10 protein-coding genes are annotated in these 16066 nt (G+C 67.3%); 3 read left to right on the forward strand and 7 right to left on the reverse strand.

From position 1 onward, the window contains the following. Positions 1–66: 66 nt before the first annotated feature. Together murJ and OG905_RS20300 are read right to left on the reverse strand one after the other, a co-directional pair. On the reverse strand, positions 67–2217 hold the full coding sequence (gene murJ / locus OG905_RS20295) for a murein biosynthesis integral membrane protein MurJ (protein WP_328674341.1): 2151 nt from the start codon (positions 2215–2217) through the stop codon (positions 67–69). 45 nt (positions 2218–2262) lie between these two features. After that, positions 2263–4635 carry a DUF6049 family protein gene (locus OG905_RS20300; protein WP_328674343.1) on the reverse strand — a complete coding sequence of 791 codons (2373 nt, stop codon included), beginning with the start codon at positions 4633–4635 and terminating at the stop codon, positions 2263–2265. A 178-nt stretch (positions 4636–4813) separates the two neighbouring features. Here OG905_RS20300 and OG905_RS20305 point away from each other — a divergent pair, with 178 nt between their 5' ends. Beyond that, positions 4814–6268, forward strand: coding sequence for a CCA tRNA nucleotidyltransferase (locus OG905_RS20305; protein WP_328674345.1), 1455 nt, complete (start codon positions 4814–4816; stop codon positions 6266–6268). Between the two features lie 107 nt (positions 6269–6375). Here the strand turns inward: OG905_RS20305 and OG905_RS20310 are convergent, their stop codons facing one another. From OG905_RS20310 to OG905_RS20325, 4 genes are all read right to left on the reverse strand, one after another. Then, on the reverse strand, positions 6376–6942 hold the full coding sequence (locus OG905_RS20310; RefSeq protein WP_328674347.1) for an LppU/SCO3897 family protein: 567 nt from the start codon (positions 6940–6942) through the stop codon (positions 6376–6378). 48 nt (positions 6943–6990) lie between these two features. Beyond that, positions 6991–8259 (reverse strand): MFS transporter, encoded by a 1269-nt coding sequence (locus tag OG905_RS20315; RefSeq protein WP_328674349.1) that lies wholly within the window; start codon positions 8257–8259, stop codon positions 6991–6993. Positions 8260–8335: 76 nt separating this feature from the next. After that, positions 8336–9418 (reverse strand): inositol-3-phosphate synthase, encoded by a 1083-nt coding sequence (locus tag OG905_RS20320; protein ID WP_328674351.1) that lies wholly within the window; start codon positions 9416–9418, stop codon positions 8336–8338. 59 nt (positions 9419–9477) lie between these two features. Then, positions 9478–10194, reverse strand: a complete 717-nt coding sequence (locus tag OG905_RS20325) for a PadR family transcriptional regulator (RefSeq protein WP_328674353.1) — start codon at positions 10192–10194, stop codon at positions 9478–9480. A 368-nt stretch (positions 10195–10562) separates the two neighbouring features. Between OG905_RS20325 and OG905_RS20330 the strand changes: the two genes are divergently transcribed. After that, positions 10563–13259: a transglycosylase domain-containing protein gene (locus OG905_RS20330; RefSeq protein WP_328674354.1), complete on the forward strand. Its 2697-nt coding sequence runs from the start codon at positions 10563–10565 to the stop codon at positions 13257–13259. Between the two features lie 118 nt (positions 13260–13377). After that, positions 13378–14898: a glycosyltransferase family 87 protein gene (locus OG905_RS20335; RefSeq protein WP_328674355.1), complete on the forward strand. Its 1521-nt coding sequence runs from the start codon at positions 13378–13380 to the stop codon at positions 14896–14898. Between the two features lie 48 nt (positions 14899–14946). On the opposite strand, the gene OG905_RS20340 is transcribed toward OG905_RS20335, so the two are convergent. Then, a complete protein-coding gene (locus OG905_RS20340; RefSeq protein ID WP_328674356.1) occupies positions 14947–15978 on the reverse strand; it encodes an alanine racemase in 1032 nt (343 codons plus the stop codon). Between the last annotated feature and the right edge of the window lie 88 nt (positions 15979–16066).

Raw genomic sequence — 16066 nt, forward strand, 5'->3', positions numbered from 1 at the left:
TGCCCACAGTCGGCCGCTATGCACGACACACGGCGGCCGACGATGGTTGTGCGGGACGGTGCGCTCTTAGCGTCCGAGGCGCCCGCGCACCATGCCGACCATGGCGTTCAGTTCATCGATACGCATCCGCTTCGCAGCGACGAAGAAGACGCCCAGCAGCACGATCCCACCGCCGACCAGCGCGGCGAGCGAACTCAGCGCCCCGCTGCCCAGCCCCTTGAGGACGAAGTACGCGACCGCGCCTCCGGCCGCCGCGGCGGGGACGGAAGCCATGCACAGACGTGCGTACGTACGCATGACATGGGCGCCGTCCAGATCGCCGCCGAGGCGGTTCTTCAGCCGGCGCCAGGCGATGCCCACGCCGACCGCGTAGGCGAGACCGTAGGAGGCACCCATGCCGACCACGGCCCACTGGGCGGGCAGGAGCACGTAACAGAGCGCCGAGGCGGCCGCATTGACCGCGGCGACGATGACCGTGTTGTAGAAGGGCGTGCGGGTGTCCTCGTACGCGTAGAAGCCGCGCAGCACGACGTACTGCACGGAATACGGGATGAGACCGAGGCCGAAAGCCATAAGGATGAAGCCCATGCCCCGGGCGGCCTCAAGGCCGCTCGAGGAGAACAGCAGTGTGGACATCGGAACGCCGAGCGCCAGGAAGGCGAAGGCGACCGGGACGATCGCGACCGCCGAGTTGCGCAGCCCCTGGGAGATGTCGTCGCGTACGGCACCCGGGTCGTTGTCGTGGGCGGCACGAGAGATACGGGGCAGCAGGGCGGCCATGACCGAGACGGTGATGATGGCCTGCGGCATGCCCCAGATCAACTGTGCGTTGGTGTAGGCGATGAAGCCCGCGCCCTGCCTGCCGGAGGTCTCACCGGCAGCGGTGGCGAGCTGGGTGACGACCAGCACACCCGCCTGGTTCGCGAGGACGAACAGCACGGTCCACTTTGCGAGCCTGACGGTCTTGCCGAGGCCGTGGCCCTTCCAGTCGAAGCGCGGACGGAACCGGAATCCCGTCTCACGCAGGTACGGGATCATCGCGAGCGCCTGGACGACAAGGCCGAGCAAGGTGCCGATACCCAGCAGCCGGACTCCCTCCGGCGGGATCGACTGGACACCCATGTTCGACTCGGCGGAGGTGCCGTACACCCAGATGAAGAGGCCGAATGTGGTGATCATGACGATGTTGTTCAGGACCGGGGTCCACATCATCGCGCCGAACTTGCCACGGGCGTTGAGGATTTGGCCCATGACCACGTGTACGCCCATGAAGAAGATCGTGGGCAGGCAGTAGCGGGCGAAGGTGACAGCGACGCTGTTGGCCGCCTCGTTGCCGGCGATGGTGTCCGACATCAGCTGGACCAGCAGCGGGGCCGCGAAGACCGCGACGGCGACGATGGCGGCTAGCGACACCATGACGAGCGTCAGCAGACGGTTGGCGTACGCCTCTCCGCCGTCCTCGTCGTTCTTCATCGCGCGCACCAGCTGCGGGACGAAGACGGAGTTGAGGCCACCGCCGACGGTGAGGATGTAGATCATCGTCGGCAGGGTGTACGCGACGGTGAAGGTGTCGCCGAGGAGAGCGGCACCGAGAGCCGCGGTGATCACGAGGCTGCGTACGAAACCGGTAAGGCGGGAGACCAGCGTGCCGGCCGCCATCACCGCACTGGACTTCAGCAGGCCGGAGGCCCGGCCGCCGGGCTTTCTGGGCGCGGGAGCCGCCGGGCTCGGCTCGGGGGCCGGAGCCGGCCGGCCCGAGTCCTGCTGGTCCCGGAAGAGGTGGGCGAAGGCGTCGGGCTCGGGCTCCTCCTCACCGGCCCGGGTCACCAGGTCGTCCACACCGGTGAACTGGGTGGTCCTGGCGTCGTCCCCGTACGGCAGGTGACGGGAGGGACCGGAGGGCTCGGGCGGCGGGGTCTGCGCCCAAATATGGGGGTCCGGAGCGTGCTGGGGGCTGGGCGGCTGCTGGTAGAGCTGCTGGGGCTCCTGGTAGGTGCCGGGGGGCGGCGGCGGGTGCGAGGCGCGGTCGTAGAGGGCCTCGGCCACCGGGTCCTGCGCGGACAGGTCCTGCGCCCGGTACGGATCGGGGGCGTAGGCGTCCTGGAGGTACGGGTCCTGTGCATACGGGTCCGGGGCAGGCTGGGGCGGCGGAGGACCCTGGGCTGCCGGGTCTCCGCCCGCGCCCTGACCGCGGTCACCGTCGTACGGCGCGTTCATTGCCACCCCACCTCATCGTCCCCGGCCGACCGGCCACGACATCGCTCAACGGTCCACTTTCTCACCCGCGCCCGACGGGTCACCGCTTTCGGGTCCGGTGTCCGGTGTCGGGTCACTCGGCTGCCCGGGATCGGGGCTGTCGATGTCTCGGCCCGAGCCCTCTGCGCTGTCCGTGTGGTCCGAGTCTGCCGATTCCTCCGAGGCCTCGGCGGCCTTGGGACCCTCCGCGTCCTCCGCGGCCGCCTGGCGGGCAGCGGCGCGCTTGCGCTGGCTGTACATCTTGACCCCTGCGAGGACGAGCAGCAGGACGCCGCCGGCGATGACGAGCATCACAGTGGGGGTGACCTCGGAGACCTTCACCGTGAACATCATGGGGTCGCCGTAAGGCTTGCCGTCCTCGGTGAAGAGTTGTGCCCTCATCTGCACCGGACCGTTGGCGTTGGCCGCCGCGGCGAACTTCACCGACTGGCTGTGGCCACCCTCGACCTTGATCGGCTGCTCCGCGACGCCCTTGTCGTCGTCGAGGTTGAGGCGAGTGGGATTTTCCGACCTGAGCCGCAGCACCAGATGGTCGATCCCCTGGACCAGCCGGTTCTGCACCGTGACCGGGATCGTCGCGCTGCGCCCCGAGAGCGTGATGAGCGACTTCTCGACCAGCTGCACCTCGTCGGTGAGGCTCAGCAGATAGCCCTGCACCTTGTCACGGTACAGCTGGGCCTCCACCCGGTTGCCGCGCCACGAAGTGGACATCTCCCGGTCGATCGCCCGGCCGAAGGGGGTCTCCACCCGGTCCTTCGCGGTGAGGATGACCTTGAAGTTGTCGAGGGTGTTCTGTGTGGCCCGGATGTCCTGGAACGCCTGGACCGGCAACTCGTGCTTGCGTAGCCGATCGGGGTAGCGGGACGTGGCGGGCACATCGGTCGTGGCATCGGCGTCGGGGGCGGCACCCGCCGCCGCGATCAGATCGAGCGGCTGAGTCCAGCGCTGAGCGTCGAGTGCCTTGAGTGCGCGGGCCATGGACTGCGCCTGGGACGCGGTCGGCTGGCGCTGCGGGGCGACGACGATGCTCCGCTGCTTGTCGGTGTCCTGAAGGGTCAGCGCCAGCGTCTGGGCGAGGAACTCCTGGACTGCGAGCGTGGAGTTCTCCGTCTTGATCATGTCGCCCTGGAACGCAATGGAGAGCCGCGTGTCGGCGACCACGGCCGTTGTGCCGCCGCCGATCGGGCGTGCGGCGGTGGGCGTGTACGACAGGTTGTCGCTCAGGCTGTCGCTTCGGGCGATCACCTTGTGTGCGCCTGCCGAGGTGGCTACATCCACGATCGACGAGTCGATCGCGCCGTCCACGGGCCAGGCGAAGTCGGTGGACGGCTTCGCATGGATGATCGTCTCGACGGTCGTCTCGGCGACTTCGGTGGCCGGCTGGAGATGGCTCAGGGATCCGGAGACGTTCTTGCCCCGGTGTGCCAGAGACGCCAGATCCGGGTCGGCGAACGGCAGGGCGACGACCTTGCTGCCCCGGACGGCGGACTCGACGGAGCTCAGCCAGCGCTTGGCGATCGCCTGGTTCTTGCCCGGGACGGTGGTGCTCCCGCTCTTGACCTGGTAGCTCCTGGTCATCGCGTCGACCGTGGCCAGCAGGTCCGGATCGATGACCCAGGTGACGGGCAGCTGGCTGCCGAGAGAGACGAGCTGCTCCAGACGGCCGCCCGGGGCAAGCTCCGTGGCCAGCGTCTCGTCCTCGAAGACGGGGGTCTGCTGCTCGTCCGACCCGGTCTCGGAGGTGAGATGGGTCGAGGAGATCAGCGGCCAGAGATAGGTGAACTGGGTCTTCTTCTCGGTCGCGTCGGGCTGCCAGGGCAGGAAGGTCCGCTCAACGCCGAGCACCTTCTCGAACGGCTCGGCCGCCGTCTGGCCCGAGAGGTACACACCGAGCTGGTAGACACCGTCGTCGTCGAGGTTCAGCTCTTTGACCGGGACATGGAGTGTGAAGTCCCTGCCGACGCCGGAGATGAGCTTCGGCACCTTGATCGTGTATTTGGCGTCGACCTTTGAAGCGTCGAGGTCCGCCGTATTGCCGCTCCGCTCGGCGGCGCGGTCGACGGCGATCCTGCCGGACAGCACCGGTCCGACCCGTAGATCGATCTCGGCGTCGGTGACGGTCTGCCTGCCCTTGTTGATCACTGTGCCGGAGATCGCGAGCGTGTCGCTCTTGCCGGGGGTGGCCGGCGTCAGAGTGTCGAGAGACACATCGACCCCGTGGGACCCGGAGGCGCCCTCGGCGGCCTGTGCGGCCGGTGTGAGTGGACCGCACAGCAGGGCGGCCACAAGCGGTGCGCCCAGGACCAGGGAGGCTGTGCGGCGCAGCCACCGGCGGGCAGGAGAGGGACTCATCCCCTGGAAGTCTGCCGCCTCGGCCACGCGCTCGCCCGTCCCTTGTCGTCTGCTGCCGGTGGTGGTTCTCGGTTCCTGCGTCCACGCATGGTAACGAGGTGCGCCGTGTCGAAGTGCCGCGGAGTGCCCCACAAGATCGGATGGGACGCCGGGCAGCCATAAACAGGGACGCTCCGGCCGGCCGGGGCACGTACCCTTTTCTGTTGTGCCGAACGCCAATGAAGACAACCCCACTGCACTGAGTCACGTGCAGCGCCGCGCGGTGAGCGAACTGCTGCGGGTGTCCCCTGTCGCCGACGACCTTGCCCGCCGTTTCAAGGAGGCCGGGTTCAGTCTTGCCCTGGTCGGCGGCTCGGTCCGGGATGCGCTGCTCGGCCGGCTCGGCAATGACCTGGATTTCACGACCGACGCCCGTCCCGAGGACGTACTCAAGATCATCCGTCCGTGGGCTGACACGGTGTGGGAAGTCGGGATCGCCTTCGGCACGGTGGGCTGCCAGAAGCAGGGCTACCAGATCGAGGTCACCACCTACCGCTCCGAGGCGTACGACAGGACGTCACGCAAGCCCGAGGTGTCGTACGGCGACTCGATCGAGGAAGACCTCGTACGGCGCGATTTCAGCGTGAACGCGATGGCCGTGGCGCTGCCGGAGAAGGAGTTCATCGATCCGCACGGTGGTCTGGTGGATCTCTCCGAGCGTGTCTTGAGAACTCCCGGTACGCCCGAGGAGTCCTTCTCCGACGATCCGCTGCGCATGATGCGGGCCGCTCGCTTTGCCGCGCAGCTGGACTTCGAGGTCGCGCCCGACGTCGTCACCGCGATGAAGGAGATGGCGGACCGCATCGAGATCGTCTCCGCCGAACGGGTGCGCGACGAGCTGAACAAGCTGATCCTCTCCGCCCATCCGCGCAAGGGGCTGGGGCTGCTCGTCGACTCCGGCCTGGCCGACCATGTGCTGCCCGAGCTGCCGGCGCTGCGGCTGGAGAGTGATGAGCACCACCGGCACAAGGATGTGTACGAGCACTCACTGACCGTCCTGGATCAAGCCATCGATCTGGAGGAGAAGGGGCCGGATCTGGTCCTGCGGCTGGCCGCGCTGCTCCATGACATCGGAAAGCCGCGCACCCGGCGCTTCGAGACGGACGGCAGGGTCTCCTTCCACCACCACGAGGTGGTGGGCGCGAAGATGACCAAGAAGCGGATGACTGCTCTCAAGTACTCCAATGACATGGTCAAGGACGTCTCGCGGCTCGTGGAACTGCATCTGCGGTTCCACGGCTACGGGACCGGAGAGTGGACCGACTCGGCGGTCCGACGGTACGTACGCGACGCAGGCCCCCTGCTGGACCGACTCCACAAGCTGACCCGCTCCGACTGCACCACGCGCAATAAGCGGAAGGCTGGTGCCCTGTCCCGGGCCTACGACGGGCTTGAGGAGCGCATTGCGCAGCTGAAGGAGCAGGAGGAGCTGGACGCGATCCGGCCCGATCTGGACGGCAATCAGATCCAGGAGATTCTGGGTGTTGGTCCCGGCCCCGTGATCGGCAAGGCATACGCGTTCCTGCTGGAGCTGCGCCTGGAGAACGGGCCGATGGAGCACGATGCCGCGGTCGCAGCACTGAAGGATTGGTGGGCGACTGAGGTCGAGCGCGCGCGCTGAGCGTGAAACGGCGCCATGTTTCACGTGAAACATGGCGCCGATCAACGAGCGAGGGGCGATGTTTCACGTGAAACATCGCCCCTCGGCGTATGCGGCTGCTTCCCTGGCTACTTCTTGATCTTGTTCAGGCAGAGCACGAACTGCTTGCCCGAGCTACGCCGACCCCCGCGCGTCTGCTCGAAGTAGCCGACGTCGGACTTGCCCTGGCAGAGCTTTTGGTCGGTCGTGTCGGGGTGGACCTCGACCACCTTGTAATTGGCCTTCGCGTCACCGCACTTCACTACCTCGAGATCGGGAGTGAACTCCGAGCCGCTGTTGTGCATGCAGTCGCCGACCTTCGCATTTTCGGCGTCGTCCTGGCTCGTGAAGTAGACGATCGCGAAGACTATGAGGGCGATGACGACGCCGATGATCTTGAGGATGTTCTTGATGCCGAGGCCGCCACGTCCGGAAGAGGGCGGCGGAGGCGGCGGGGTGCCCCACTGCTGCTGCGGCGGGAAAGGCTGCGTCGGCTGCTGCTGGGGGTACCCGTATCCCGGCTGAGGCTGCTGCGGGTGGGGCGGCTGTTGCGGATATCCGTAGCCGGGCTGCGGCGGGTACGGCTGCTGAGGCTGCTGTGCGTACGGGTCAGGATGTCCGTAGGCGCCTGGGCCCTGCTGCGGCGGATGGGTCATGTGGGAGTCCCCCGATTGGCGTGTGCGTCGATCTTTGACGCGGGCACGCTATATCACCGGGCCAACATGCCTCCAACGGGCCATCGTTGCCGCCACGGCCGCGTAGATGACCGCGACTACGACCACCAGCTGAACCGACCGGCCGTCAGGGGGCAGCATCAGTGCGGCGATCGCCGCAGCGCCCACGAAGGCGACGTTGAACAGCACGTCGTACAGGGAGAAGAGCCTGCCGCGGTAGGCGTCGTCCACCGAGGTCTGGATCACCGTGTCCGTGGCGATCTTCGCGCCCTGGGTGATGAGCCCCAGGATGAATGCGGCGACCAGTATCGGCGCGGGCTCGAAAGGCAGCCCCAGGGCCGGTTCGAGGACGGCTGCCACTCCCGCGCACGCCACTACCCAGCCGAACTGGCCGAGTCGGCCGACGGCATACGGAGTCACCACCGCCGCTGCGAAGAACCCGGCGCCCGAGATGAGGATGGCCACACCGAGCAGGGCCAGGCCGTCCGACTCGTTCTCGTACCAGGCGTACCGGCACAGCATCAGCACCATCACGGTCAGGGCGCCGTAGCAGAAGCGCATCAGAGTCATCGCGAACAGCACCCGGGCGGCAGCGCGGCGCTCGGCAAGATGCCGCAGCCCGCCCGCCAGACCGCGTGCCGTCGACGCCAGCGCGGCACCCAGTCGGGGCTGGACCAACTGTCGGTCGGGGCCGAGAAGTTCACGCGCCATCCGCAGCGAGGCAAGCGCCGAGCAGAGATAGAGCACAGCGCCCAGCATCACCACTGCCGCATCGGAGTCCTCGGACACCAGGCGTACCGCGAAGGCGAGTCCGCCGCCCGCGGTCGCCGCGAGTGTGCCCGCTGTCGGTGAGAGGGAGTTGGCCATGACGAGACGGTCCGCGTCGACGACCCGCGGCAGCGCGGCGGAGATACCGGCCAGCACGAAACGATTGACGGCTGTGACGGAGAGGGCCGAGGCGTAGAAGAGCCAGTCGGGTACGGAGAGGAGGATCAGCACCGCGGTGCCGCTCGCGAGGACGGCCCGCAGGAGATTCCCGTACAGGAAGACCTGCCTGCGCTGCCAGCGGTCCAGCAGGACGCCCGCGAACGGGCCGATCACGGAGTACGGCAGCAGCAGTACGGCCATGGCCGAGGCGATGGCAGCCGGCGAGGTCTGTTTCTCCGGGGAGAACACCACGTACGTGGCAAGCGCCACCTGATAGACGCCGTCGGCCGACTGGGAGAGCAGCCGGACCGTCAGCAGCCGGCGAAAGTCGGCAAGGCGCAGGAGTACGCGCAGATCACGTACGACAGGCATGCGATCAAGCGTCACACAAGCCGAGGGTCCCCGGGCGGATTACCCGGGGACCCTCGGCAGACGATCAGCTGAACGCTTAGCGCTCGACCTCGCCCTTGATGAACTTCTCGACGTTCTCGCGGGCCTCGTCGTCGAAGTACTGGACCGGCGGGGACTTCATGAAGTACGAGGACGCGGAGAGGATCGGGCCGCCGATGCCGCGGTCCTTGGCGATCTTCGCGGCGCGCACGGCGTCGATGATGATGCCCGCGGAGTTCGGGGAGTCCCAGACCTCGAGCTTGTACTCGAGGTTCAGGGGCACCTCGCCGAAGGCACGGCCCTCGAGGCGGACGTACGCCCACTTGCGGTCGTCGAGCCAGGCCACGTAGTCCGACGGACCGATGTGGACGTTGTCCTCGCCCATGTCGCGGTCACGGATCTGCGAGGTGACGGCCTGCGTCTTGGAGATCTTCTTGGACTCAAGGCGCTCGCGCTCGAGCATGTTCTTGAAGTCCATGTTGCCGCCGACGTTCAGCTGCATCGTGCGGTCCAGGATGACGCCCCGGTCCTCGAAGAGCTTCGCCATCACGCGGTGCGTGATGGTGGCGCCCACCTGAGACTTGATGTCGTCGCCGACGATCGGGACGCCCGCCTCGGTGAACTTGTCCGCCCACTCCTTGGTACCGGCGATGAAGACCGGGAGGGCGTTGACGAACGCGACCTTGGCGTCGATGGCGCACTGCGCGTAGTACTTCGCAGCGTCCTCGGAGCCGACGGGCAGGTAGCAGACCAGAACGTCGACCTGCTTGTCCTTGAGGATCTGGACGATGTCGACCGGGGCCTCGGCGGACTCCTCGATGGTCTGGCGGTAGTACTTGCCCAGGCCGTCCAGGGTGTGTCCGCGCTGCACGGTGACGCCGGTGTTCGGCACGTCGCAGATCTTGATGGTGTTGTTCTCGCTGGCGCCGATGGCGTCCGCCAGGTCGAGGCCGACCTTCTTGGCGTCCACGTCGAAGGCGGCCACGAACTCGACGTCAGAGACGTGGTAGTCGCCGAACTGGACGTGCATCAGACCCGGCACCTTGCCGGCCGGGTCGGCGTCCTTGTAGAACTCGACGCCCTGCACCAGCGAGGCGGCGCAGTTGCCCACGCCGACGATGGCTACGCGAACCGAACCCATTCCGGTTGCTCCCTGTGTGATCTCGGTATTCCGGATGAAACCCTGCGGATCGCAGCGCTTCACTTGGCGGTGTCGTCGGACGGATCCGGCGGGGTGAAGCCTCCAGAGGCTGTGCCCCCGGAGGACTCGGCACCCCTGTGCCGGGGCAGGCCGCCCGTCTCTCCAGATGTGTTGTCCTGCTGAGCTGAGCTCTCAGGGGCGGGCTGTCGCTGATCCCGTCCCGCTCGCTCGCTCTCAATGAGCTCGTTCAGCCAGCGCACCTCGCGCTCCACGGATTCCATTCCGTGTCGCTGCAGCTCAAGCGTGTAGTCGTCGAGGCGCTCGCGGGTGCGAGCCAGCGAGGCGCGCATCTTCTCCAGGCGCTCCTCCAGCCGGCTGCGGCGGCCCTCGAGCACCCGCATCCGCACCTCGCGCTCCGTCTGCCCGAAGAAGGCGAAACGAGCCGCGAAGTGCTCGTCCTCCCAGGTGTCGGGGCCGGTGTGCGAGAGCAGTTCCTCGAAGTGCTCCTTACCTTCTGCCGTCAACCGGTAGACGATCTTGGCTCGGCGCCCTGCGAGTGAGGCGGCGAGCGCGTCTTCGGGAGCGCTTCCCGGCTCCTCGATCAACCAGCCGTTGGCAACCAGCGTCTTGAGGCAGGGGTAGAGCGTTCCGTAACTGAAGGCCCGGAAGATTCCCAGCGAGGTGTTGAGCCGTTTCCGCAGCTCATACCCGTGCATGGGGGCCTCACGGAGCAGACCGAGCACGGCGAACTCAAGGATGCCGGAGCGTCTGCTCACCGTTACCTCCCTCGCCGTCTCGGTCGCCTATGCCGTGCTGATGTATCGACTCGATACATCAGCACGATAGAACGACGTTCCTCCTGCGACAAGAGGGGCCATGGTGAACGGCGTCACATCCTCAATTCATAGGCGGCGATATGCCTGATTTGGGGGGAACTTTGGCGCTGGGCGGGTTTTGACCGTGCGTAGTCTGTGCGCCATGTGCGCCATGCAGACCACCGGGAACCAAGCGACGCCTGTGTGCGTCCTCGTCGTGGATGCACAGCGGATGAGCCCTTCGCGGGGCTGGTCCGTATTCATTTCGGGGGGACCGGAACTCAACTGCCGCTTCCAGGCGTCTCGCCTGCCCGAGGAGTAGTCGTTCGATGAGCGAGCACCGACGCAAACCGCCGCAGCCGCAGGGTGGCGGGCGTGCCGGGTCCAGGCGCGCTGCCCAGCAGCCCTCCGGCCGCCGCGCAGCCCCGTCCCGGGGTTCCACTTCGGGATCACCTTCCGCTTCGTACGGCGAGGAGCGTTCGTACGGCAGCCGGGCCGAGGCCCGCCGGGCCGCCCAGCGCGGCGGCAGCCGCAGGCGCGTCGACGAAGGCGCGGGCGCCGGTCATGGAGGCCGGGGCGGCGGACGCCGCGGCGGAGGCGGTGGGCGGTATGACGGTCCGGGCCGCGGTCGTGGCGGACGGCCCTCCAAGAAGCGCCTGATCGACTATCCGCGCCACAACAAGTACGGATGGCGACGGTGGGTGCCGTCGTGGAAGCTGGTGACCGGGCTCACTCTGGGCTTCGTCGGAAGCCTGATGGCCGCGGCGACCATCGCGTACGCCATGGTGGAGGTCCCGGACCCGCAGTTGACCGCCAAGGCGCAGAACAACGTCTACCTCTGGGAAGACGGCTCGCAGATGGCCGCCACTGGCGGTGAGATCAATCGCCAGATCATCCCCATCGATCAGATCCCCAAGGACATGCAGAACGCGGTGATCTCGGCGGAGAACAAGACATTCGAGAATGACTCGGGCATCGACCCGATGGGCATCGCACGGGCCCTGAAGAACATGGCCACGGGCGGGCAGACCCAGGGCGGCTCCACGATCACCCAGCAGTATGTGAAGAACGCCATGCTGGGCGACCAGTCCCAGACCCTGACCCGCAAGTTCAAGGAGCTGTTCATCTCCATCAGGGTCGGCACGGACCTGGAGAAGCCGGAAATCATGGCCGGCTACCTGAACACCTCGTACTACGGACGTGGCGCCTACGGCATCCAAGCCGCAGCACGTACGTACTACGGAGTGGACGCCAAGAAACTCAACGCCGGACAGTGCGCATTCCTTGCCTCGCTTCTCAAGGGGGCGACCTACTACGACCCGGCCGGCTCGACGGACATCGACCCCGCTGCGACAGCTGATGCCAACAAGGCCAGGGCCGTAGAACGCTGGAACTGGATCCTCGACGAGATGGTCAAGGACAGCCGCCTTTCGCCCGAGAAGCGGCCCAAGCCCACTGCCTTCCCGATGCCGAACAAGCCGACGAAGAACGCGCAGCTGGGCGGCCAGGTCGGATATCTGGTGGACCTCGCCAAGTCCTACTTCCTCAACAACAACGACCAGGGCATCGACGCCAACAAGCTCTCCCAGGGCGGCTACACGATCCGCACGACCTTCGAGAAGGAGAAGGTCAAGAAGCTCAGGGCCGCGGTCAAGAAGGTCCAGGACGCCAACATCAAGCCCAAGAAGCGCCCGGACACGGATACCCACGTCCAGTTCGGTGGTGCCTCGGTCGATCCGGAGACTGGAGCGATCGTCGCCATCTACGGCGGTGAGGACGCGACCAAGCACTTCACCAATAACGCCAACGAGACCGGCGCCCAGGTCGGATCGACGTTCAAGCCGTTCGTCCTGGCCGCGGCGATGCGCGACGGGGTGCGCGACCCCAAGCTCGGGCAGGAACAGGGCCCGTCCGAGCGCAAGATCGTCGACCCCGACAAGAGCAGGTACAGCGGCAAGAACAAGCTCAAGATCAAGGACTACGACGGTTCCATCTGGCACAACGAGGAGGGAAAGGAGTGGCTCCAGACCAACGATGGCGGCGAGTCGTACGGGGACATCGACCTGCGTGAAGCCATGGTCCACTCCGCCAACTCGCCCTTCGTGCAGCTCGGCATGGACATCGGCATCAAGCAGGTCAGGCAGTCGGCCGTCGATGCGGGTCTGCTCGAGTCCAGCCTGAACAAGTCGAATGTCCCGTCGTTCTCGATCGGTATTTCCTCCCCGAGCGCTATTCGCATGGCCGGCGCCTACGGCACCTTCGCGGCGAACGGCAAGCAGAACGATCCGTTCTCCGTCACCAAGGTCGAACAAGAGGGCAAGCCGGTCTACGAGCACGAGGTGAAGCCCAAGCAGCGCTTCACCACCGCTGTCGCGAGCAATGTGACCGACGTGCTCAGGTCCGTCGTCGACGAGCGCGAGGGCACCGGCAAGAACGCCCGGATTCCCGGCCGCCAGGTCGCGGGCAAGACCGGTACGACAGACGGCAACAAGTCGGCCTGGTTCGTGGGCTACACGCCGCAGCTGTCGACCGCCATCGACATGTACCGCCTCGACGACAACGAGAAGAACAAGAAGCGCAAGTTCCTCGAGATGTACGGCACCGGCGGTCAGGACAAGATCCACGGTGCGTCCTTCCCGTCCGAGATCTGGCAGACGTACATGTCGGATGCGCTCAAGGACGAGCCGTTCAAGACCTTCCCCGACCCGGAGTCCATCGACGGTGAGGCCGTCTGGGGCGGCGGCGCCTCCAGCCCGCCGCCGTCGCCGACCGCCACCCCGTCCGGTACCCCGTCCTCGACGCCGTCCAGCACGCCGTCCGGCTTCCCGTCCGGAGGGCCCAGCCCGAGCCAGTCCTGCAATCCGTGGCAGGACTTCACCTGCGGCACCACAGGTGGCAATGGCGGCAACGGCGGAAGCACCACCGATCCCACCAGCACGCCGACGATCAGTCCGTCGACAACACCGCCAGGCACCAACGGCAACGGAGGCAACGGCAATGGAGGCTTCATCGGAGGCTCGGGGTAGCGGCCCGTGATCGGCTCCCTGTAACGCAAGGGCCGCCGCACCCGGAACGCACAGCAGTGCGTACCTGGGGGCGGCGGCCCTTGCCGTGTCCCCGACTCCGTACGGCAGGATGTGCAGCATGCCCAGCGCAGAAGAGACGAGCGTGTACCAGGACCGGACGCAGCGGCCGGACGTACGGCCCACGCGGCGGGACTCCGTCGCCGCGTCCGGCAGCGAGCTGATCGGCGGTCCGGCAGGCCGCTTCGCCCTCCGCGGCAGCGGTGGCTGGTTCACGCCCGTACGCGTCGTCGCACTGGTGGCCATCGGGATGTTTGCGCTGGGCATGGTGCAGAAGATGCCGTGTTACAACTGGGCCTGGTTCAGGGGTGCCAGTTCCCAGTACACGCACGCGTGCTACTCCGACATTCCGCACCTCTACGTGGGGCGCGGTTTCTCCGAGGGGCTCATTCCGTACTTCGACCGGCTGCCCGGCGACATGCAGTACCTCGAGTACCCCGTCCTGACGGGCCTCTTCATGCAGGTCGCCTCGTGGCTCAATCTGGCCGGCGGCTCCATTCAGAACCAGGAGCAGACGTACTGGATGGTCAATGCGGGCATGCTGATGATCTGCACCGCGGTCATCGCCGTCTGTGTGGCCCGCACTCACCGCCACCGCCCCTGGGACGCCCTGCTGCTGGCTCTGGCGCCCGCCTTCGCGCTCACCGCAACCATCAACTGGGACCTGCTGGCTGTGGCGCTCACGGCCGCCGCGATGCTGATGTGGTCACGTGGCCGGGCACTGGCCTTCGGCATCCTCATCGGGCTGGCGACCGCTGCCAAGCTCTATCCCGTACTGCTGCTGGGTCCGCTGCTGCTGCTGTGCTGGCGGGCCGGTAAATGGCGGGAGTTCGCCACGGCGGCGCTCGGCGCGGCAGGCGCCTGGCTGGTTGTGAACCTGCCAGTGATGCTGATGGCGCCCGAGGGGTGGAAGAAGTTCTACACCTTCAGCCAGGAGCGGCAGGTCGACTTCGGCTCGTTCTGGCTGATCATCACGCAGCGCACGGGTGAGCCGCTCGAAGTCGACTCGGTGAACACCTACGCGACGCTGCTGATGCTCCTGGCCTGCGCGGGAATCGCGGCGCTGACGCTCGGCGCCCCCAGGCGGCCACGCTTCGCGCAGCTCGTGTTCCTGGTCGTCGCCGCGTTCATCCTCACGAACAAGGTCTACTCGCCGCAGTACGTACTGTGGCTGATTCCGCTCGCCGCGCTGGCCAGACCGCGCTGGCGGGACTTCCTGATCTGGCAGGCCTGCGAGGTCATGTACTTCGTGGGCATCTGGATGTACCTCGCCTACACCACGAGCCCCAAGCACCAGGGACTTCCGCCGGAGGGCTACCAGCTGGCGATCGCCCTGCATCTGCTGGGGACGCTGTATCTGTGCGCGGTAGTCGTACGGGACATCCTGATGCCGGAGCGGGACGGCGTACGGCAGGACGGGTCGGACGACCCGTCGGGCGGTGTGCTCGACGGGGCCGAGGACGTCTTTGTGGTGGGACGGGCGGCTCATCCGCCGCGGCATGCGGCGCACGCGGTGGATGGGCCCAGAGTCGAGTGGGGGACGCAGCCCCAGGGGCCCGGAGAGGCCCGCCCGTCGGCCTAGAGCAGCCTCGGGCGGCCCGGAAGACCCCGGGCTACCGCTTTCGTACGCCTAGCGGTCCACGAGGCGGTCGAACTGCGTCGTCGTGTGGCGCAGATGAGCCACCAGCTCGTCGCCCACCTTGGGCTCCTGGGAGTCCGCAGGCACAAAGAGGATCGAGACCTGCATGTGCGGGGGCTCGGCGAACCAGCGCTGCTTGCCCGCCCACACGAAGGGCGAAAGGTTCCGGTTGACGGTCGCGAGGCCCGCGCGGGCGACGCCCTTGGCGCGCGGCATGACACCGTGCAGGGCCTTCGGGGCCTCCAGGCCGACGCCGTGGGACGTACCGCCCGCGACCACCACCAGCCAGCCGTCGGATGCGGCCCTCTGCTGGCGGTATCCGAAGCGGTCGCCCTTGGCGACACGGGTGACGTCCAGGACCGCGCCGCGGTACTCCGTCGCCTCGTGGTCGCCCAGCCACAGCCGCGTGCCGATCCGCGCGCGGAAGCGGGTCTGCGGGAACTGCCGCTGGAGCCGGGCGAGTTCCTCGGCGCGCAGATGGCTGACGAACATGGCGTGCAGCGGCAGCCGGGCCGCACGCAGGCGGTCCATCCAGCCGATGACCTCCTCGACCGCGTCGGAGCCGTCCGTACGGTCGAGAGGCAGATGCAGCGCGAAGCCTTCGAGCCGTACATCCTCGATCGCGGCGTGCAGTTGGCCCAGGTCCTGCTCACTGACGCCGTGGCGCTTCATGGAGCTCATGCACTCGATGACGACCCGCGCGCCCACCAGCGCGTGCACACCGTCGACCGACGAGACGGAACGGATGACGCGGTCGGGCAGCGGAACCGGCTCCTCACCCCGCCGGAAGGGCGTGAGGACCAGGAGATCGCCGCTGAACCAGTCCTTGATCCGGGCCGCTTCATAGGTGGTGCCGACGGCCAGCATGTCGGAGCCGAAGCGGGAGGCTTCCTCCGAGAGCCGCTCGTGACCGAAGCCGTAGCCATTGCCCTTGCAGACCGGTACGAGGCCGGGGAACTGGTCGATCACGGACTTCTGGTGCGCCCGCCAGCGCGCGGTGTCGACGTAGAGGGAGAGCGCCATGGCCGGCCCGGAACCTTTCTGGTGGCTGCGGTGTATCAGAGGTATGTGCGAGATCTACGAGATTACGGCGTCGCCCGCGAAGAGGTCG

Source organism: Streptomyces sp. NBC_00322 (assembly GCF_036147535.1).
Classification (GTDB): Bacteria; Actinomycetota; Actinomycetes; order Streptomycetales; family Streptomycetaceae; genus Streptomyces.